The following is a 20,841-nucleotide window of genomic DNA, read 5'->3' on the forward strand; positions in this document are numbered from 1 at the left end:
CTAGGTTTATTATACCAAATATGGAGCGGTTTATAAAGAACATAATTTAAAAAATTTAATTTTCTCTTAAGCGTTCTACCACCGGCTGCTTTCCTCCGGCTTTCAGCGCAACAAGCGGAACCAATGCCCCTAATGCCAGCAGTATCGGAACGATCGTCAGCATCGGCAGCATGGTAAACCGAAAGCTCATAAACCACAGCGCACCGGCGACCGCCCGCAGAGCCGTGAAGGAAAAAATGAGCGTGAGCATTGCCGATGTTATGATTGTGAACACCGCATAATAACAGCCTTCCAGCATCATCAGCTTCTTCAGCTGTCCCGAAGTCATGCCGATGCTCTCAAGCATCGCAAATTCCTTCCTCCGTGTGATGATTCCCGTCAGAATGGAATTGACAAAGTTCAGGATCCCAATCAGTCCCACTACCAGGGAAAGCGCCATACCGACCGTCGTAAACATCGAGATCATATCATTAAAAATTCCCAGCCACGAGGATTTCGACTCATAATTCATCGTCGGTTCCACGTTTTCCGTGTACTGCATGAGAAACTGGTTCATCGCCTCTTCCTTGTCATCCGCCACATTGAAGGCGTATGTCATGACCAGATCCTCCGACGCCATTTTTACAAACTGCTCCGCCGTGGTATAGTAGCTGAACGGATACCCAATTCTGCATGTCTGCGGATAATAGTTTACTTTCACGATGGAAAGAACCTCATACGTACCGATCACAGTTCCCTCCCAGTCCTTCAGTGAAACCGTATCGCCGACCTGATGCATGGCCGCATACTCCTGTACACTGCCGTCATCATCCACAGTTACCGTTCCCAGAATGTATTTGCCTGTGTTTAACTTCTCCCGGATGACATCCGGGTCTTTCTCACCCTTCCAGATCTTCAGCCTGGACAGCGGCAGGTCTTCCATCCCGTACAGAAATCCGGAATAATTTCCATTCAGATCTGCATTCGCCGGACGGGGAGAATCCGGATAAAGAACGGTTCCGTCTGATGCCCTTGCAACCTCAGGCGGCGCCTGATAAGATTCCCGGTCAACGGAAATGCCGCCGGTTCCGTACAGTTTTCCACCCTCCTCAAATCCTTCCTGATTCTGCACGTTATGGATAAAATTTTCGCTCACCGCCTGATTCGGGTCCCCGCCTCTGTAGTCATAATTAAAATAATCGGCATGACCGATCAGGTAATCCGTATCCACAAACCGCTCCAGATACTTATCCGTGTCAAACGAGTGGATGATCATGAAAACACTGTTCAGCAGAATGACCGACAGAGACAGCGACAGCAATACCACGATCGTCTGTTTTTTATTTCTTCCAAGATTGGACATCGCCATCCGGTACAGCTTCGCCCCGTCTGCCGATTTTTTATGCTTTTTCCTTTTCCTGCCACCGTCCAGGCCGGTGTAAGCGACCGCCTCAACAGGTGACACCCTCGCCGCTGTCCGCGCCGGCTTCATCGTGCTGATCCACACGGTAAACAGCGTAAAAATAGCTGCTCCAATGAAAATCACGGGGGTTGGAGTTACCACCGCAGAATTTCCGCCGTATATTGACACGTCAAATATTACCGGAAGCAGCAATTTGCCAATAAAGAAGCCTGTAATCAGTCCTGCCGGAATACCTGCCACCGCCATGCGCCAGGACTGGCGACGGATGATTTTCCTGATCTGGCGCCCCGTCGTCCCGATCGTCTTCAGCAATCCGTAGAAATGAATATCTTTCACAACCGATATCTGAAAAATATTATAGATGATCAGGTATCCCGCCGTCAGAATGATCAGCAGCACAGCTCCCATTCCAATCACGGATATCGCATCAAGTTCTCCGGTGCCCTCGGACAGATACGCCCAGTTTGCATTGCTTTCAATATAATCCGGGCTGTCGGCATCCGTGGAATAGCCGGCTGCTTCTATCGTCTGATTCAGTTTTTCCTGAATGTTCCTGGAATTTGAAAATTTTACATACGCAAATATCTTCCCGGCATTCCCGAATTCATGTTCCTGAGCCGCCTGCTGCAGTTCCTGCGCATGCTCCGTCAGATATGCCTTTGACACCAGGCCAAACCCGACATTCAGCGCTGGGTCCGGTTCATACCAGCCGCTCAGCGTAAACGTCCTGCTAAACGCCTCCTGGTTGTCACCCATGCTCATCTCCAGTGTCACCTTCTCACCCTCCCGGCACGGAATACCCAGAAGTTCAAGTGACATGGTGTCCATCAAAATCTCATCTGCCTCCCATGGAAAATGCCCTCCGGAAATCTTAATAAAATACCAGTCCAGCTTATCCTCCGGATAATACCAGAACTCCATGTGCCGTTTCAGAAACTCCGGATTTTGTATGGTGTCAGCGCATATCATGTTGTCCGCCATCTCCTCCGGTATTCCTGTCGCTCTCAGTTTCTCATATGCTTCCCGGCTGATCCCCTTAAATGTTCCGTGTGCATTCCCCCCGCTCTGGCGCATCGTCTGCTGCTGCATCGACTGCCCCAGCCCGATACCGATCGTAAACAGTGATGTGAACAGCACTGTAGTGAGAATAATTGCGATCACCGCTATGCAGTTCCTCATCCTGTTGGCTTTGAGGCTTCGGTCGGAGAGTCGTCTGATCACGCTTTTATTCTTAACATTCGGCATACTTTCCACCGCCTTTCACCCTGCCATCCTCAATCCGGATGATGCGGTCCGCCAGCTGTGCAATCTCCTCATTGTGCGTGATCATTACAATCGTCTGGCCAAATCTGTCCGCCGTGATCTTCATCAGTCCCAGAACATCCTGACTCGTCCTGGTGTCAAGATTGCCTGTTGGCTCATCCGCCAGCACGATTGCCGGCTTTGTGGCAAGAGCCCTCGCAATCGCAACACGCTGCTGCTGCCCGCCGGAGAGCTGGGACGGCAGATTATAAAGTTTTTCCTTCAGCCCCAGCAGAGATATGACTTCGTTTACGTAATCACCGTCTGTCTCACCGCCGTCCAGTTCGACCGGAAGTACAATATTTTCATAGACGTTCAGCACCGGAACCAGATTGTAACTCTGAAAGACAAACCCGATCTTTCTCCGCCTGAAGATCGTCAGTTCCTCATCCTTTAAAGAAAAAATGTCTTTTCCATCTACCGTGACACTCCCCGCAGTCGGCCGGTCCAGACCACCCAGCATGTGAAGAAGTGTGGACTTTCCGCTCCCCGATGTTCCGACGACTGACGTAAAGGAGCCCTCCTCAATATTGATACTGACGCCGTCAAGCGCCCGCACCTGCGTGTCACCGCTTCCGTAATATTTCCTCAGTTCCAACGTTTCCAGAATATTCATATTCATCCTCCATTCCTGTCTTCTATTAATATGGACATCAAAAAGAATCTGTGTAAAGCGTATGTTTATCTTTACACAGATTATAACAGATGAATCTTTCCATATACTTTCCGGAATCTAACAGATCTGAAAGATTTTACTATGACAGTCTGCCGTGGTCCATCTCACAGACCACATCCGCCACATTCATGGTGGACGCCCGGTGGGAGACCAGCACTACCGTCTTCTCCCGGCAGGATTCCTGCAGCACCTTCAATATCATACCCTCATTCAGGGAATCCAGATTGCTTGTGGGCTCATCCATGAGCAGAAACGGCGCATCGTGGAGAAACGCCCTGGCAATCCCGATCCTCTGCCGTTCCCCGCCGGACAGGGTATCCCCCAGCTCCCCCACTTCCGTATCATAGCCCTTCGGCAGTGACAGAATAAAATCATGAATGGCAGCCTTTTTTGCCGCCTCCATGATCTCCTCCCTGGAAGCTCCCGGTTTCCCCACGGCGATATTGCTGGCGATGGAATCATGAAAGAGATATGTCTCCTGGGTCACATAGCTCTCCGTCTCCCTCAGGTCGGAGGTGTTGATCCTGCGGATATCCCTGTCCGAAATACATACCCGCCCCGCCTGCACATCCCAGAACCGCATCAAAAGCTTTAGCATTGTGGATTTCCCGGAACCGCTGGCCCCGTGGATACCCACGATCTTCCCCCCGGGGATTTGGATGGAATAATTTTTTAAGATCTGCTCTTTATCATAAGAGAAATCAGCATTTTGAACAGAAGCACCCTCAAACGTGACCGGCTCCATGCCTTTCACCGCTTCCACCCTGGGGTTCTCCTCCAGAAGCGAGAGCACTCTCTCGCCGCTAGCCAGTGTCTGATTCAAATTATTGGACAGGTTGGACAGCGCAACCACAGGTCCGAAAGACCCCATCATGGCAATGACTGTGATCAGCATCTGCTGAAAATCAACGCTGCCCGTCTGATAAAAATAAAGCATAAAAAACAGCATTCCAAAGGAAAACAACAGGATCACCAGATTGGTCACAGAGCGCTGGATTGTCTCGAGACGGTTCAGCTCTCTCTGCATACTGCTCAGATTTTCGGACCGTTCATTCATCTCCTCCATTCTCTTTTTACCGCAGCCATACTGTATCGTCTCATCCAGCCCCCGCAGTGAATCCAGAATAAAGCTGTTTAAGTCGCCAAACGCATTGCGCAGTTTCAGCCCTTCACGGGAGCCTTTCTTACCCACCAGCAGAGGGATCACAGCTCCAACTGCGAGGTAACCGGTCAGCGCCAGCAACCCGGCTGCGGCAGAATTTTTTCCAATGAACACAACCATGACAAGGGAAGTCAGCACCGCGATCACAATGGGGGAAATGGTGTGGGCATAAAACACCTCCAGCAGCTCAATATCCGATGTGATGATGGAGATCAGGTTTCCCCTGTCACGTCCCTCAAGCTTTGCCGGGCACAGCCTTCTGAGCACGGCAAATACCTTGTGGCGGATGATTGCCAGCAGTTTAAATGCAATAAAATGATTGCAGTACTGCTCCCCATAGTGCAGAACTCCCCGGAGTACCGCCAGTATCACAAGAAGAAAAAACAACTGTCGCATATCCATGGCGGTGAAAAATCCGGCTCCTGACAGAACACCGCCGGTTCCCATGGTCTCCAGCAATACATGGACCAGCCCATACCCTGCAAGAATGGTGAGAAAAATGGCGCAGAGATATCCGGCCACACCCAGCAGCACAGCCAGTCCCATTATGGGAAAGAGGGGCATTACAAGACCGAACAGTCCGCCCATAACGGCAAGTCCGCTTCTTCTTTTTTCATCAGCCGTCTTTAAATGATTCATACGCTCCCCCCCGTTCCATACGCTTCCAGTTCCTTTTGATACTGATATAGCTTTCTGTAGGCACCTCCCTGGCTCATCAGCTGATCATGCGTGCCGGACTGAACCACCGCTCCCTGTTCCAGCATATAGATGCGATCCGACTTCACCACATTGGCAAGCCTGTGGGAAATCAGGATGACCGTCTTTCCTCTTGCCAGCCGGTGGATGACTTTCATAATCAGTTCTTCACTCTCCATATCGATGTTGGAAGTCGCCTCGTCAAAGATGTATACCGGCGTATCGTGGAGAAGCGCACGGGCAAGAGCCAGTCTCTGGCATTGACCGCCCGAGAAGTTGTCTCCCCTCTCGGCTACCGGGGTGGCAAGCCCCTGCTGTGTGGCGAGATATGACAACAGGTTGACCTTACGAAGTGCTTCTTCCATCTCTTCCCTGGTTGCATCCTGTTTCCCCATCCGCAGGTTGTCTTCCACTGTCCCTTTAAAAAGATAGCTGTTGTGGCTGATCACGGTTATGGTCTCCATCAGACTCTCCTCAGAGATTTCTGCCAGTTCCTCTGCCGCCACCGTGATCTTTCCCTGGTATCCGCGGTTTTTGCCCATCAGGATACCTGCCACTGTACTCTTCCCGCTCCCGGAAACTCCCACCAGAGAGGTAAAGCTTCCCGGTGGAAACATCATATGAATGCCTTTCAGAATTTCCCGTTCCTTCTCATAGGCAAACCGCACATGTTCCGCTGTGATGTCCACCTGGTCTTTCTTTATCCGGGCTTCCCGTACCTCCGGTTCCGGAAGGTCCAGCAGCGCAAATATCTTATCGCTGGCCGCCATGCCATTCATTGCAATGTGAAAGAAGGAGCCAAGAAGGCGAAGAGGAATAAAAAATTCCGATGCCAGCAGGATGATCATCAGCGCCCCGCCCAGTCCTACGTTCCCCGCCATAAATTCCCTTATTGTCACGATTATGCCGACCGCAGCTCCCCCGTAGGCGATGATATCCATCACACTGGTAGAATTCAGCTGCATCGTCAATACTTTCATCGTAATCCGGCGGAATCTCTGGGATTCCTCATCCATCTCCTCCGCCTTTTTTTCATCAGCCTGGTAGATCTTCAGGTCAGTCAGCCCCTGAAGATTTTCCAGAAAACTGTCTCCCAGCTCTGTATAAATTCCCCAGTACTTAGTCAGAAGTCTTCTTGCAAACCGCTGGACGGCGACGATGGAGACAGGGATCAGCGGCACGCAGATCAATAGAACGAGGCTGGCCTTTAAATCGACAAATGAGAGTATGGCAAACAGTGTCACCGGAGCTGCCATGCTGTAAAACAGCTGCGGCAGATATCTGCCAAAATATGTTTCCAGCTGTTCCACGCCCTCCGCTGACATCTGCACGACCTCGGAGGTACTGACCCGCTCCCGGTAAGACGCGCCCAGCCGCAGTAATTTTTCATATATGTTTTGTCTTAAGACCCGCTTCACATCCACACTCGCCATATAGGATGCGCGGGATGCCTGCCGGTCACAGAAAAAACGAAGCAGCATGGCCCCCGCTGCCATGACTGCAAATGGTGTGATTTTTCCTGCGCCCACCGGGCCCTGCAGCGCCATTTCCAGCAGCGTGGCAGCAGAATAAATCATCAGCACCTGGCACAGCAGGGAAAACCACTGCCAGATCACCTGATATGCGATGTATTTTTTTGCATGGGACAAAAGCCCCACCAAGCGTTTTTTAATCATAGGCTTTGATACTTTTATCCTTTCCGGAATTTGCCGTCTTCACCCGCAGGAAAAAATACAGCATATGGCACACCCACACGACGGCAAGGCAGATTCTTCCGATGGGAACCTGTTTCATCAGGATAAATCCGATGGCCATCACCACAGTCACCGTCCCCACAATAGAAAACTTTGTCCGCATGGTCATCTCTTTGTTCCTGACAAAGCTTTCCAGATGTTTCCTGTACAGGCGGGTACCCATAAACCAGGCGTGAAGACGCCTGGAACTTTTGGCAAAGCAAAATACTGTCGCCATATAAAACGGCACGGTGGGAAGTATGGGCAGTATGACGCCGATGGTTCCCAGAGCCAGGCACACAAAGCCCAGCACCAGCCATATGATCTTCAGTGGATTCTTCATTTCTCTCCTCCTCTATAATGGTGGGTCAGCACGAATTTCTGGCCTTCTACAGTCGCCACACCCAAATCAATTCCGTATAAGGTGCGGATGCTCTCCGTGGTTATCACATCATCCGGAATTCCCTCCACAGCCACCTCGCCGTCTTTCAGCCCTATGACGTGATCCGAAAAATAAATTGCCTGATTGATGTCGTGGAGTACCATGATGATCGTAATCCCAAACTCCCGGTTCAGCTTCTTTATAAGCTCCAGAATCTCCACCTGGTAACGAATATCCAGGTAAGTGGTCGGCTCATCCAGAAACAGAATTTTTGTATTCTGTGCCAGCGCCATGGCAATCCACACCCGCTGGCGCTGTCCCCCGGAGAGCTTTCCGACCTCCCTGTCCCGGTATTTGGCGATATTGGTCACCTCCATGGCCCACTCCACCAGGCGGTCATCCTCCTCTGTCCTGCCGTGCATCATCTTCATGTGGGGTGTTCTGCCGTAGGCTACCAGACGCTCCACTGTGATATCCTCACTGGAGGTGTTATACTGATGCACAATAGACACCTTTTTTGCAAAATCTTTCAGTCCCAGACCCTGAATCCCCCTGCCCCAAAGCAGGATCTTACCCTTTCTGGGCACCAGATTCTTAGTCATCAGCGAAAACAGGGTGGTTTTGCCGCAGCCGTTGGCTCCCATGATTGTCGTAATCTTTCCCTCCTCAATACCAAAGGAGACCTCCTGCAGCACTCTGTTTTTACCATAGGAAAATGAAAGGTTTTTGACCTCCATAGCCGGTGTTTCCTTAATTTGCATATTTCTTCGACCTCCTCAACAGAATGATAAAGAATGGTCCGCCCACCACACTCATGATAATCGACGCCGATATCTCATATGGCGAAGCCACCGTCCTGCCTATGGTATCCGCCAGCAGAAAAGTAAACGCACCAAACAGCATGGAAAATGGAATCAGTGCCCTGTGGTCGCTGCCTACCAGAATCCTTCCGATGTGAGGAACAATCAGTCCCAGAAAGCTGATGGCTCCGGCGACTGCAGTTGAGATGCTCGCCAGCAGCACCGCGATGATGGAAATCACGATCCGCATGGTATTCACATTCACGCCCAGGCTTCTGGCGGTCTTGTCCTCCAGGGACAGCAGATTACATTTGGAGGAAAAAACGACAGCAAGAATCAGACCCACCGCCACATACGGCGCCAGCGTGCTGACATCATCCCATGTCTTCATCGTAATGTTTCCATTGACGATAGAAGCCACCCCCGACGTATTTCCTCCGCTCATGGAGTTAATCCCGCTGGAAAGTCCTGTGAACATGGCATTCACCGCCACGCCCACCAGAATGATCCTGAGAGGACTTAAGCCTCCCTTCCAGGACAGGCTGTACACCATAAAGAACGCCAGGACACCTCCTATAAACGCAAACAGCGGTGTAAAGAAAAACAGCGCAGGTGCAAAAGCTGTAATGAAGACCGCCGCAAAGCTGGCACCGCTGGAGATGCCGATGATGCCCGGATCGGCAAGCGGATTCTTTAATACCGCCTGAAACAATACGCCGGATACGGCAATAGCCGCACCCGCCAGCATCGATATGATAATACGCGGAAACCGCAGATCATAGATGGTCGCCACATCCCCATTGTATTCCACAAAAAGACCCTGTAATAATTCACGGAAACTGACCTTTAAGCTTCCCATATTGACCGCAGCAAAAAACAGTATGCACAGTAGGAGTGCCATGACAATAAACGATATGGCAGCTCTGGCAGCTTTCTTCTTTCTCCTGCTTCTGTCCTGTTCCGATGTTTCCATGTCAAATCCCTCCTATTTTACAGCCTCTTTCAAGGTTTCCTCATCGGTCTTCTCAGTGGCATCGGAATCCTCGGCTGCCTTGACAGCCCTCTCACTGTTCTGTTTTGCTTCCTGCTCATCCTTTGCATTCTCCGGATACAGCATGGGCTGCAGCTCCCGAAGAGCATCCGGGTAGCGGAAAGTGGCACTCATGCCGAACAGCTCATAGGTCAGGTCATAGACCCGTCCCTCCTGTACTGCCTCAAAATGTTTCCAGATATCATCCGTCTCGAAATCCTCCCTGAACATCTCCACCACCTGATCCGGCAGTGCGTGCGCCGCCCGGAGAATCACATCCGGCTCCCTGGTCTTCATATCTTCTGTATTGACTGTGAGAAATTCCTGATCTGTTCCGGCATACACATTCTCACCGCCAGCCAGCTCCACCAGGCTTCCAACATAAGAATTCTCTGTCGCTATGATATATGACCCCGGAAGTCCCATGAGAATCAATACGCCGGGGGATTCCTTTCCTTTGTTTACTTCTCTGTACTCCTCATAGAACTCTGTAAACTCTGCAACCTCAGCGGCGGCTTCATCCTCCCTGTCAAAGATCTCTCCCAGCTCCTGGATGGAGCGGTACATTCCCGGCACACTCCGCAGATTCAAAAATGCCCAATCCGTTTCTATTGCCTCATACTTTGGCTGCAGATCAGACTGGAGGCTGGACGGGCTTAGGATCCAGTCCGGGTTCAGCGAGGACACAAGTTCCATATCCGGACTCATGGCGGTACCCACGGCGGGCAGATCGTCATAGCGCTCAGGCAGATCTGTGATGGTGCTTTTGCAGATTCCAACCAGATCCAGATTCAATCGGTCGCAGATATCCGCTGTAGCGGGGGAGGTGGCAATGATCCGGGGTTCCTCCTCCATGGATGCCACCTTCTTTTTGGCCGCCTCCACCGCCGCTTTCTCCTGGGGATCATCAATCTCCAGAAGAGTTTCCACGCTGTTGTCTTTTGCTGCTTTGTCGGATTCCTGCGAAGTCTCCTCCGTCTGGTTCTGATTGACACAGCCGCCCAGGAGGAGGGCCGCCATTGCAGCCCCGGCAAATACAGCCGCTAATTTTCCTCCCGTTCTGATTCTCCTGTTATTCATCGTCATCACCACCGCCCCATCGATACCAGTTTTTCCGAAACAGGTAGATCACGCCCGAAGCTGCTGCCAGAAGAATCAGCCCGGATACGGTGACAGACACCACGAGCACCAGGATCTGGCTTCCCGCCGACGCCGTCTGCGTACCCGCCGATGCCGCCTCCCCTTCTGTGGACAGGCTTAATCCCCGGGCACCGTTCAGCGTGCTGTCATCTGTGGACGGGGTTTCACTCTCCGGCTCGGGTGTGGCTGCATCCCGTATATGATTCTCCAGTTTTGTCTCGTTCTCCGGTTCAGCAGTCACCGTCTCCGCCGGCTCCTGCTCAGTTTCCGGTTCCGTCTCTTCCGTGCTGTCCGCTGCTTCCTGATCCTGCAGTGCGGACGCCGAAGCGGAGACAGAAGGATCCGTCTGGCTGCTCTGTGAACCTGCCGTATCGCTCTGGGCGGACGCCGCATCAGCGCCGGATGCCTCCGTCACCATAGTGGCTGTCATATCGGTATTATTGCCCTCTGTGAAATCACTGGGATAGAGATAAAAGATAACGTCTCTTCCCATGGGTTCCACATACATGGAGCCCCGCACCACACAGTTCTCACTGGGCACCTGGATGCAGATATCTCTGGTAGTTCCATTGTTATCAGATCCGGTTCCCGTTGCCCCCATTGCCGGGGCTGACCAGCCGGAATCCCCCACGCTCTGCACCCAGAAGCTGTGCCCCGAGGTGTAGTCCATAAGGCTCATACGGATGGTGAGATAATATTCACCCCCGTCTGTCACCTCCAGAATACCCGTGGTGTAAAGAGCACCGTCGACCATTCCCTGTCCCGTGGCATAGTTCGCCTCCCCCCCGGAGTCTTCGATGGTCCCGGTTACCGGGTGGGCATAACAGGGATGAATGGCACAGGTGTAAACCGTGCCGGAGGCTGCAAAAACCGGAACAGCAGGAATGCCTGCCCCCACAAGGAGGGCAAGCATCATGCTTAAAAATCCGGCAAGAAATTTTCTTTTTCTCTCCATTGCCTTCATCTTATTTCCTTTCTGCCTTACGGCCTTTTCTCTCACCGCGCTTTGCACCGATCGCCACGGCTCCCGCGCCCAGCGCGGTCAGCATCAGGAACAACAGGGCTCCTACCGGTGAATCATCACCGGTCTTGACACTTCCAGCCTTCAGCCCAGAGGTTGAGGTTGTGCCGAGACCGGAAGTGCCGCTGCTCTTCAGCCCGGAGCTTCCGCTTAAATTGGAGGATCCGCTGCTCTTCAGGCTGGAGGTACCCAGGCCGGAACCATTTCCTGAATTGTTGTCGTCATTGCCGCCGTCGTTATCGCCGTCATCGCCGCCGTCATCCGTGAAATCCGGATCATCGGCTGTGGTGGATTTGAGAGTGCTCCAGTCAAGTTTCAGGAACACCGGCTGCGTCCCCGTCCCTGCCGCGATGGACTCCATCACCGGTACAAATACCTGCAGCGGTACATATCCATCCTTCAGTGCCTCCGGGATCAGAGGGAAGGTCACGACATCAGGATACTCTGTTCCGTAACTGTCACTCACGAGGGTTCCGTCCGAAGTCTTCTGATAGGATTCGATGGTCACATCTGCCAGCGTCCCTTTGGGAACACCGTACTGGTTTAAGGTGTATCCCGTTTTAAAGTACTGCAGATCCCGCAGATACCCGTACTGGCCACTGTACTCCAGTCCTTTGAAATCAAGAGTAATAAAATAGTTTCCATCCTTCACTGTCAGTTTGACGGTGTGGTTGACAGCCTGGTTTGACATGGATTCTGTCTTCTGGTCCACCTTCACCATGCTTCCGCTCAGTGAATAGACTCCGTCTTTCAGATTGTTGATATCCAGGTTCTGGTTGTTGTCATTGTTACTATCGTTATCGCCGTTATTATTATTGTTGTTATTGTTGTTGCCCGAATTGGTATCGGCAGGCTTTGCCTCCAGCGCCAGCATCGCATTGTAAAGTTTCGATACCTGTTCATTGACTTTCTGCTGTGTGGCATCCTCATCACTGTAGACACTCTCCGCATTTCTGACGGCGGTCCTCAGCGCCTCTATGGACTCTGCCGTGTACTGGTGCTCCCTCCCCGCCAGGCTGGAGGCGGTCAGCAGCATTGCATATAAGCCCTGCTTTTCCACGGCAACCGCTGTCACTTTCTCCATATTTGCAAGATAATAGGTAAGGAGTCCGGTCTGTCGGTCCACCTCTTCCTGGGAAACCCCGCTCTTCTCATATACTTCACTGGCACGGTCGTACAGACTCTTTAGAACATCCAGGGCTGCCCCGGTGTAATTCCCCGTATCCCCAAGCCGTTCGCGGGCATTTTCCAGCACCTTCCCGAGCTCTTCCTTTACCGCTGTGCTTTCATCCACAGTCAGAGACCCGATCGCCTCATTTACCAGAGCGGTCCAGCGGCTCACCTGCTCCTGCGTCGCCTCCTGATTGTCATAGACCACCTCCGCTGCGCTGATCACCCATTGCAGGTGTTCTCTGGAGATCTCTGTGTAGACGACATCTTCCCTTGCAAGCTCCTCATGAGCCTTTGCGATAGCCGCTTCCAGCTCAGTCTTGTTGGACTCCACCGTCTGCTGTTCAAAGATCTTTGCTGTCGTCTGCAGCGCAGTCACCATTTTGTCCACCAGCTCCTGCCCAATGTTCAGGTTGCTGTCAAATGCATTTCCGGCAGCGATTGCCACATCCAAAAGACTGAGATCCTCCGGCAGGTAATCCTCCGTGCTGAGGGAAGATTTTAAGTCCGTCAGCGTCCTGATCTGCTCCTGGAGTGCCGTTTTTTCAGCATTTTCCGTGCCGCTGGTCTGCGTCATGTCAGCAGCCCAGTCTTCGATATTCAGCTTCAGTCTCGCATATTGGGTACCGCTCGGCTTGTTGATGTATGCCATTACCGGCACATAGACCTGCAGCCAGTATTCCGTGTAGTATCCGCCGTTTTCGTTTTGCTGTACCGGTATGCTCAGATATTCAGGATATGGATCACCGTTCATATAGGTATCCGTGTACTCATCGGTCACATAACTGCCATCCTCGTTCGTCTGCCAGCTCTCCACCGCAGCATCTGAAGCCGTCTGCCCTGTGGGAGACCCCGTTCCGAAATAGCCGGGAAAATATTTAAGCCAGCCCAGATAGCCGTTCAGTGAATTGATTTTCAGTGACTTGAAGCCCAGGCGGATCCTGGCGGGCACGCCGTTCTCCACAATGACTTCTGCGGATTTTACCGCCGCATTTGCCATACTGGTATCCTCGTCGCTCTCAGCCGTCTCCTTTAATATCGTCAGGGGCACCTGGTACACTCCGTCATAGAGCCTGCCCTCTTCCGGCTTCTTCACCATGACACTGTCGGCATCCAGCAGCATCTGGCGGTGTTTGTTTACATCGTTCTGGGATGCGGCGGGATCATTAAGCACTGCCTTCGCAGCGGTGATTGCCGCATTCAGGAAATCCAGGCTCTCCTGGGTACAGTTCTGATACTGCCCTGTGGCCAGCAGCTCTTCCGCCTGTGACACCAGATTGCTCAGGGCATCTTTGTCCACAGAATCCTCCAGGCTGCTGATGGCTGCCGTCAGGAAAGCGGCCATATCATCCACCTGCGTCTGGGTTGCATCTTTGTTTTCCAGCAGTTCTTTTGCTTCCTGTATGATCTCCTGCAGGTTATCCCAGCCCGAATAGTTATCATTTTCGATCGCCTCGGCCCTGGCGCAGAGATCCTGCAGCTTTGTCTTATCCGCCTGTGCCGCCAGTCCTTCCCTCAGGAAGGTATCAAGCTTCAGGACCATTGCCCCCAGCTGTGCCGCAGTGGGCTTTCCCTCCAGCAGCGCCTGTGCCTCGTCCATGATGCCCTTCAGCTCCTCTCTGCTCGACAGGGTATAGACATCCTCTTTGGCATATTCTGTCTGCGCCTGTATCAGCAGCTTCTGAAGCTCCTCCCGGCTGCCTTCCCCCGCCAGGCCGTCTATCGCCTCGCTGAGGGCTGTCACCCGGGCATCCACTTCCGTCTGAAGAGCGGCTATGTCCGCCTGCACCAGCATGGCAGCGGCAACCGCCGACTTGAGTACCTCCATGGCATCGCCGTCATAGGTTCCGGGAGTCTGTGTCTCCTCCTCGATCTTCTGGTTCGCCTCCGCCAGCCTTGCCGTCAGCTCTTCTTTACTGACGGCGTCCTGCAGGGTGAAGTCTGTCAGGTTCAGACGATGCGTCTGTTCGGCGCCTGAACCATCTGTGTACCTTATCGTGAGAGAATCGTAGACAGCCACATCCTCCCCGCCATAGGCTGTGATGGCATCAAAATCGACACGGTACCGCTTCTGTCCATCCGCCGTCTCCTCAGCCGTCATATCCACATATGCACGGTTGTGAATGTCATAATACTGCAGATTATCCGCACCTGAAAATGTCAGGAAGAGATTTGCCGAGGCGTCTGAATTCACCAGCACTCTGGCATCTGTCACTCTGACATCCGAGGCACCCTCCACGGAGCCCTCTGCCGTGTGAATGCCTTTATCCATGTTGATGGCAGACACATATTCGACATTGCCCACAGCCGTCTGCAGCGCGTTATATGCGCCCTGCATCTCGTCCTCCGTGCCGCTCTCCAACACCGTTACCGCAGCGGCAATGGCTGTCTGAACGTCATCCCAGCCGCCCGCGGCCTCTTCCTCCTTCATGGAATTCGCTGCTTCAATTGCGGCAGCCAGTGCATCCCTGACAGTGGCCCCGGGTATCTGCTCCTCATCCGCAAGCGGTACCGCAGTGCTGTAATCGATACGCAGCCAGCAGTTGGCGTCCGCCTTTCCTATGTAGCCGTTGATACCGTTCAGCCCGTCCATCGCAGGGATGCGGACCTTCAACAGGAATTCCGACTGGTCGGGGGGAAGCTGCAGGTATAATTTTTCGGGGGAATTCACCCAGTAATTAGTCCTGCCCGCCTGCCATTTATCGGCTCTCAGGCCGTCTCCGTCCTGCAGATACTGATACACCATGGCGGGGGAAAGCGCTTTATCCTCCCCTTCCAGCCACAGCCCGGTCAGGCGCCCTTCCAGCCCGCCCACAAGGATTGACTGCAGCTCCAGATGGAGATACACCCTGCCGTCTTTCACAACCAGCTTCGCCGGCTTGATCATGGCGTTATCCGCCATCGAGGACACGTCCGATGAGGATTTCTGGATCACATACTCCACCGTATAGCTGCCGTCCTTCATATCTTCGGCCGTAGACTCGAAGTTATAGTGCTCCGCTACGGCATAGGCATTCATTGTGGCGCCGTCGATCACTACGTAACCGTCCTCGATGGTGCCTTTCTCGACCGCCCCCTGGCCCCTGTGATATACATACCCCTGAAGCCGCGCCGTCTCATAGCCCTCCGGGACGGGTATGCGCAGCTGCCCGGTCTGCGTGAGTGTTACCGGGGTTCCCGTGTCCTTATTGACCACCTCAATATCCCAGATGGTGTATTTCCGCTCCACGCCTTCGAACATGGAGATAAATATGGAGAATTCCTGGTTGTCCGGCTCGATCTTCGTGGCTTTGAGCGTCACGCTGTCAGGATCAGAGATGTTGACCGTATTGGTCACGTACTCGATGCCCGTTCCCTCATCGGTGAGCGTCACCGAGCGCACCGGCTCCGAGGTGGACAGCCGCAGCGTGCCGAAGTAATAATATGTCTTACTCCCGGTCTCTCCGAGCATCTTGATGACTTTCCCAAAGACCATATCCTTGTAATTGGATAAGTCATACGTCATCTGAAACGTGCCGTCGTCTCCCACTGCCGCCTGTGTGTAGTTGGCAGCATCTCTTGCAATTAAATAATATTCTCTTTTGTTGGAGTATTTATATCCATTTACATACCAGAGCTGTCCCAGCTCCCTGCCCGCATCCGTCAGCACGAAGGTGGCTGTCGCCGCTCCATCCTGCACGTCCACCGTCACCTCCGTATCGATGAGATCCATCATTTTTTCGGCGATGGCGGTATCGGGGGACTGCTGTGTATTGCTGGTAAAGCGAAAGGTATTGTCAACCCGGTAGCTCCACTCGTAGGAGCCGTCGGCGATCTCATCCGGCAGGCGCTCCGCCGACTCATAGGCCAGTGTGATTTGATTATAATTTTGTCCATAATACGGATTAGACAGTGCCATGATCACAGGCTGCTCCGTATTCTCCACCGTAAATGTCAGATCCGCGCAGCCGTACTGCTCATCTATCTCAATCGCAACATCCCCGCGCCAGTATTCCTCTTTGTCAAACGAGCCTTTTAATCCCCCTGTTGCCGGGTCACCGATATCCGATGCCTCGTATTCCTCTTTCAGTATTTTGATCCCCTTGTTCTGCACGCCGCTGCCATCCAGCACGGATGCGACACGGATCGTCACGGTATACCGCCCGTCCGCCACACTGAGCAGCGCTGTCCGGTACTTGTCTGTGGTCCCTCCCGTAATATTCCCCGTCGCAACCGCCGGATCTCCCTTGGTGATGACAAGCGGCACCGCGTAATTTCCGTCCGCAAGCCTCTCTTTCCCTGTGCTTCCCGTATCCGCCGATGTGACAGACACGGAGCTTAACAGCCCGGAAAGCGTCAGCACCATGGCTATCATCAACGCCATAACTCTTCTCAATTTTCATTCCCTCCTCTTTTCCCGCTCTAACCGGAGAATCCATATCCATCGCACGAGTGTGACAGATATGGATTCTCCGGTTAGAAACTCTTATTCCTGTTATGGTGTATGGAAAGCTGTGCAGAACATTGCACAGCCTTCCCTGTGTCAAAACGTTCTCTGTGTTACGCTGCAGCTGAAGCTGCAGCCGTAAGGGTCATGATGCCTGTCGTAGATCTGTGGATTGTAGAGCCCATCACAATGGCAACCGTGTAGCCAACGTCAAAGCTGAGGGTTTCATAAGCGCCATCCAGTTCAAACTCAAATGCCACCGGATACGTAACACCTGTTCCGTCTACTGCTACCCCTTCCACTTCACTGCCGTCATCCAGCACGATATTTAATGCAGAAATATATCCGGTTGCCCCCATATAAGAGATTTCATCGGTGTACACCGTGATCGATGTCGACATTACGTTTCCGTCCTCATCGTATTCATATTCCACATCCGCACCTGTCATTGGATTGTCATGAGGGATTGCTGCCCCGCTGGACTGCGTCAGCCCAACATCATAGCCCGGGTCAGTTGCACTCGCCATCGCTGTAACGCCCATTCCCACTGTCAACGCTCCTGCCAGTGCCACCGCCATAACTTTTTTCATGAATTTTTTAATCATATCTTTTCTCCTCTTTCTTGATTGTATCGTTACATGGTTTCCTAATTGCAGGCCCGCAATTTGCTTCTAAGTTAGTTTATTCTAACCAATGAATTTTTAAAATGTCGGTGTCCTGTACACCGACATTCTACTCCTTGGTTAGTCGCGACTACCTTGTGATTCCATATATAACACAGCCAAAAACCACTGTCAACCATATTTTTCCATTCGGTGAAACGCAGTCACGTACATAAATTTCTGTTTCTTGTCGGAATACCTGCTTTTCTTCTGTTTTCTCTGTCTGTAAAATTAATTTCAAATTTTTATATGGATCTCAGTTATCAAGAATACAGTGGCAAACAGTCAAAGTTCTACAGCCAGAAAATCAGAAGTGCGGTACTCTCCGGCATGTGGGTCCTTCCCACACTGCAGGTGGCAGTCACCGGGATGATCCCCTGCACCTCCCCTCCCCGCCGGCGGTGAAACCGGCACGCCTCCAGGGGAATCCGTATCTTCCCTTCCTTCACCTCCGCCAGGTGCAGCACGCCGTTCTGTTCATACTTGAGAGCCTCCAGATGCCCCGCCATCTGTTCCCCGTGCACCCGGGAACTGGCTGTCATCTCACAGATCAAAAGCTCCAGCCGGCTGACCCGCCTGTTATGGCGCAGGTATGCGGGCTTTGCGAAACCTCTGTTTGCCATGGAGACATTGCACTTTCTCTGCGCCTCCATCCGGTATACCGTGAAATAGACCTGGTAATTGCCGTATTCCAGGACCTCATCCAGAAAGTTCCTGGAGAGGACCTCTTTTTTCTCCGCAGAATAACGGGTTCTCATCTTCTGATGGCTGCGCAGCATGGAGGACAGGGTATAATAGTCGACATGTTCGATCATATCCCTTACATTTTCAGGAATCTCTTTCTTCGGTATCCCGATCTTGCGAAGGTAGGCGTCAAGCCCGTCCATCAGCGTTTTGTATCCGTCCAGCCAGGCTTTTCCCCGGTCTGTGAGCTCATAAGCCCCCGTCAGATAACCGCTCTCACAACACGACTTGAAGTACCGGCTGACGGCGCCATGGCTGACCCCGCAGATTTCCGCGATCATAGCCACCGTGCCCCTTCTCCTCCCCATCCGCTCCAGTTCCAGCAGGTACTGGATCTGCTGCATGGTGGGCAGATTCTTTCTTTTGAAATTTTCTCCTTTTTCCATTCATCCGCTCTCTTTCTCTCACCAGATATGTATATTTAATTCCCTGCAGTCTTCTTCCCCCGGCATCGTGTCCGCATCTGTAAAGGCGACCATGCCGTCGCCCTCCGTGATCAGGACCGCAGAACTGACAGTAAACGCAAAGAGATCCGTGGGAATCCGGAATCCCTCCGCCGCTTTTTTTGCCCTCGCCCATCCCCCTTTTGTCCTGTACCAGAGGATCTGTGAGAAACCATCTGCTTTTTCCTTCAGGTATACCCAGCTATCCCGGGCACCCACCTCCAGGAGGATGCAATCATCAAAAGCATAAAACTCATCAGCCAGAATTCTGGGGTAGCGCTGTTCCGTCCGGTAAATGCTCATGCAGAATTCGTAGCTGCCCTCCTCATATATGGTGCACAGATCCAGGTTGTGTATCACACGGTCATGCGTGTCCCCGTATTTCAGGAATTCGCAGATTCCCTGTATGACTTCTTTGCTGACCACGTGCTCCATCCGGCAGGCATTCTCCTGTGCTTCCTCCTCCTCAAGGCCGCAGGCCATCTGAAGGAACTGGGTCAGATACTGGTGCCGCGCCTGGCATTCCGCCCCCTGCGCTTTCCCAAAGGCGGTGAGCTTCAGTTCCTCATCCTTCTCCGTCGCCTGCAGATACCCATGGCTGACCATTTTTTTCACGAGATGATTCAGTTCCCGTCTGGACAGATCCAGGCTGACGCAAAGCTTCGGTACGGTCAGCGTCCTTCCGCCTTTCCACCACAAATACATCGTTTCCAGCAGGTCCTCCTCCCTCTTGGCATTGCTGGAAGGGATGTTCTGGCCGATCTCCCCATTGAAATAATGTTCCTCTTTTTCCATCTGCATTTTCCTTTCATACCCTTTTACCGCTCTTTTGGTTAGCTTTATCTAACTCGCGTGTTAAAAAAGACCGCCTTTCCATCAGCGGTCATATTACTCTTATTATAAAAATGCAGACGGCGGTATGTCAAGGATAATAATCATCATTAAGGAGTCCGGGTACCAGGCAAAACACCTGTTTTTCCGAATCCTCTGTGGTGACAAAAGCATGGCTCACTGCTTATCCCCTTTCCGCGTCGACCCCTGCACGATCAGTCTGCAGTCCAGTTTCACTTCTTTCTGAACCGCAGCCTCACCGCCCTGGATCAGATCAAACAAAAGTCTCGCGGACTCCGTCCCCGCCTCCTCATAATACAGATGCACGGTAGTTAAAGACGGCTCCGTCACCCGTGAAAGAGAGCTGTCGCCAATCCCCGCAATCTGTATATCCTCCGGTACTTTTTTCCCGGCAGATTTCAGATACTGCAGGGCTCCCACCGCAATCGTATCCGTGGCGCAGATCACGGTATCGATATCCGGGGCAGTCTCCAGTAACACCTTCGCCTGCGCAGATCCCGACTCCATCTCGAACATGCACTCCCGAATATACGGATCCTCCAGTATCTGATGATTGCTCTTAAGCGCATCTCTCACACCGCGCAGACGCTCCTTCCCAACCGCCTCATCCTTCTCCGTCACGCCGAGATAGCCGAAGCAGGCACCTGTCCTTGTCAGATAGGATGCCAGGTCATACGCCGCCCGGTAATCATCCGAATACACACAGGAATAACCACTCAGATATTGGCTCAAAATAACAATGGGGACAGACAGGCTTTTCAACACCTTCCTGTGCTCCGCTGTAAAAATAGTTCCCAGCAGGATCACGCCGTCCACGTGGTTCTCCTTAAAAAGATTCAGAAACCTGAGTTCTTCCTTTTCATGATTATGTGTACATGCCAGCAGCATCTGATATCCTGCACCGGCAAGTGTGCTGCTGATCCCGGATACCATGCGGCTGATAGAATCCGAATTGATCTTCGGAATGATCACACCGATAACATTTGTTTTCTTGCTGCGCAGCGTCTGTGCGGAACTGGAGGGCTGGTAACCCGTCTCTTCGATGATCTGCCGGATACGCTCCTTTTTTTCCACGCTGACATAACCGCTGTTCAGATAACGGGAGACGGTAGCCCGGGAGACTCCTGCCAGCTTTGCAATTTCATTGATATTCATAAATTTTCCTGCTTTCCTGATAAATAAATGTTACTGGTTCTGCAC

At 52.3% G+C, this 20,841-nt stretch carries 14 protein-coding genes; all 14 read right to left on the reverse strand.

Annotated features, from left to right (window positions below; all coding sequences use genetic code 11):
- Positions 1-55: 55 nt before the first annotated feature.
- Complete coding sequence (locus MCG98_RS02180; RefSeq protein ID WP_240300233.1) at positions 56-2,647, reverse strand: ABC transporter permease; 2,592 nt, start codon at positions 2,645-2,647, stop codon at positions 56-58.
- Entirely contained in the window at positions 2,634-3,320 is a 687-nt protein-coding gene (locus MCG98_RS02185; RefSeq protein WP_240300234.1) for an ABC transporter ATP-binding protein, read from the reverse strand. The genes MCG98_RS02180 and MCG98_RS02185 overlap by 14 nt, the downstream gene beginning before the upstream one ends.
- 139 nt (positions 3,321-3,459) lie before the next feature.
- Complete coding sequence (locus MCG98_RS02190; RefSeq protein ID WP_240300235.1) at positions 3,460-5,181, reverse strand: ABC transporter ATP-binding protein; 1,722 nt, start codon at positions 5,179-5,181, stop codon at positions 3,460-3,462.
- On the reverse strand, positions 5,178-6,914 hold the full coding sequence (locus MCG98_RS02195; protein ID WP_240300236.1) for an ABC transporter ATP-binding protein/permease: 1,737 nt from the start codon (positions 6,912-6,914) through the stop codon (positions 5,178-5,180). Before MCG98_RS02195 ends, MCG98_RS02190 begins: the two co-directional genes overlap by 4 nt.
- Positions 6,907-7,314: a YbaN family protein gene (locus MCG98_RS02200; RefSeq protein WP_240300237.1), complete on the reverse strand. Its 408-nt coding sequence runs from the start codon at positions 7,312-7,314 to the stop codon at positions 6,907-6,909. The genes MCG98_RS02195 and MCG98_RS02200 overlap by 8 nt, the downstream gene beginning before the upstream one ends.
- The gene (locus MCG98_RS02205; protein WP_240300238.1) at positions 7,311-8,114 is read right to left on the reverse strand and encodes an ABC transporter ATP-binding protein; all 804 of its coding nucleotides are present in this window, start codon (positions 8,112-8,114) and stop codon (positions 7,311-7,313) included. Before MCG98_RS02205 ends, MCG98_RS02200 begins: the two co-directional genes overlap by 4 nt.
- The gene (locus tag MCG98_RS02210) at positions 8,104-9,126 is read right to left on the reverse strand and encodes an iron ABC transporter permease (RefSeq protein WP_240300239.1); all 1,023 of its coding nucleotides are present in this window, start codon (positions 9,124-9,126) and stop codon (positions 8,104-8,106) included. The genes MCG98_RS02205 and MCG98_RS02210 overlap by 11 nt, the downstream gene beginning before the upstream one ends.
- Before the next feature lie 12 nt (positions 9,127-9,138).
- Positions 9,139-10,263, reverse strand: a complete 1,125-nt coding sequence (gene isdE / locus MCG98_RS02215; protein WP_240300240.1) for a heme ABC transporter substrate-binding protein IsdE — start codon at positions 10,261-10,263, stop codon at positions 9,139-9,141.
- Positions 10,256-11,278, reverse strand: a complete 1,023-nt coding sequence (locus MCG98_RS02220; RefSeq protein ID WP_240300241.1) for a heme-binding Shp domain-containing protein — start codon at positions 11,276-11,278, stop codon at positions 10,256-10,258. The genes isdE and MCG98_RS02220 overlap by 8 nt, the downstream gene beginning before the upstream one ends.
- Positions 11,279-11,288: 10 nt before the next feature.
- The gene (locus MCG98_RS02225; RefSeq protein WP_240300242.1) at positions 11,289-16,889 is read right to left on the reverse strand and encodes an NEAT domain-containing protein; all 5,601 of its coding nucleotides are present in this window, start codon (positions 16,887-16,889) and stop codon (positions 11,289-11,291) included.
- Positions 16,890-17,053: 164 nt separating this feature from the next.
- Positions 17,054-17,545, reverse strand: a complete 492-nt coding sequence (locus tag MCG98_RS02230; protein WP_240300243.1) for a hypothetical protein — start codon at positions 17,543-17,545, stop codon at positions 17,054-17,056.
- Positions 17,546-17,895: 350 nt separating this feature from the next.
- Positions 17,896-18,732: a helix-turn-helix domain-containing protein gene (locus MCG98_RS02235; protein WP_240300244.1), complete on the reverse strand. Its 837-nt coding sequence runs from the start codon at positions 18,730-18,732 to the stop codon at positions 17,896-17,898.
- Positions 18,733-18,750: 18 nt separating this feature from the next.
- Positions 18,751-19,584 carry an iron dependent repressor, metal binding and dimerization domain protein gene (locus MCG98_RS02240; RefSeq protein ID WP_240300245.1) on the reverse strand — a complete coding sequence of 278 codons (834 nt, stop codon included), beginning with the start codon at positions 19,582-19,584 and terminating at the stop codon, positions 18,751-18,753.
- Between the two features lie 213 nt (positions 19,585-19,797).
- Entirely contained in the window at positions 19,798-20,796 is a 999-nt protein-coding gene (locus MCG98_RS02245) for a LacI family DNA-binding transcriptional regulator (protein ID WP_240300246.1), read from the reverse strand.
- Between the last annotated feature and the right edge of the window lie 45 nt (positions 20,797-20,841).

The sequence above is a fragment of the Ruminococcus sp. OA3 genome (assembly GCF_022440845.1).
GTDB lineage: Bacteria > Bacillota > Clostridia > Lachnospirales > Lachnospiraceae > Ruminococcus_G.

Coding starts and splice junctions, on each gene's coding strand:
- MCG98_RS02180 (WP_240300233.1), bottom strand. CDS start 2,647: ATGCCGAATGTTAAGAATAAAAGCGTGATCAGACGACTCTCCGACCGA.
- MCG98_RS02185 (WP_240300234.1), bottom strand. CDS start 3,320: ATGAATATTCTGGAAACGTTGGAACTGAGGAAATATTACGGAAGCGGT.
- MCG98_RS02190 (WP_240300235.1), bottom strand. CDS start 5,181: ATGAATCATTTAAAGACGGCTGATGAAAAAAGAAGAAGCGGACTTGCC.
- MCG98_RS02195 (WP_240300236.1), bottom strand. CDS start 6,914: ATGATTAAAAAACGCTTGGTGGGGCTTTTGTCCCATGCAAAAAAATAC.
- MCG98_RS02200 (WP_240300237.1), bottom strand. CDS start 7,314: ATGAAGAATCCACTGAAGATCATATGGCTGGTGCTGGGCTTTGTGTGC.
- MCG98_RS02205 (WP_240300238.1), bottom strand. CDS start 8,114: ATGCAAATTAAGGAAACACCGGCTATGGAGGTCAAAAACCTTTCATTT.
- MCG98_RS02210 (WP_240300239.1), bottom strand. CDS start 9,126: ATGGAAACATCGGAACAGGACAGAAGCAGGAGAAAGAAGAAAGCTGCC.
- isdE (WP_240300240.1), bottom strand. CDS start 10,263: ATGAATAACAGGAGAATCAGAACGGGAGGAAAATTAGCGGCTGTATTT.
- MCG98_RS02220 (WP_240300241.1), bottom strand. CDS start 11,278: ATGGAGAGAAAAAGAAAATTTCTTGCCGGATTTTTAAGCATGATGCTT.
- MCG98_RS02230 (WP_240300243.1), bottom strand. CDS start 17,545: ATGATTAAAAAATTCATGAAAAAAGTTATGGCGGTGGCACTGGCAGGA.
- MCG98_RS02235 (WP_240300244.1), bottom strand. CDS start 18,732: ATGGAAAAAGGAGAAAATTTCAAAAGAAAGAATCTGCCCACCATGCAG.
- MCG98_RS02240 (WP_240300245.1), bottom strand. CDS start 19,584: ATGGAAAAAGAGGAACATTATTTCAATGGGGAGATCGGCCAGAACATC.
- MCG98_RS02245 (WP_240300246.1), bottom strand. CDS start 20,796: ATGAATATCAATGAAATTGCAAAGCTGGCAGGAGTCTCCCGGGCTACC.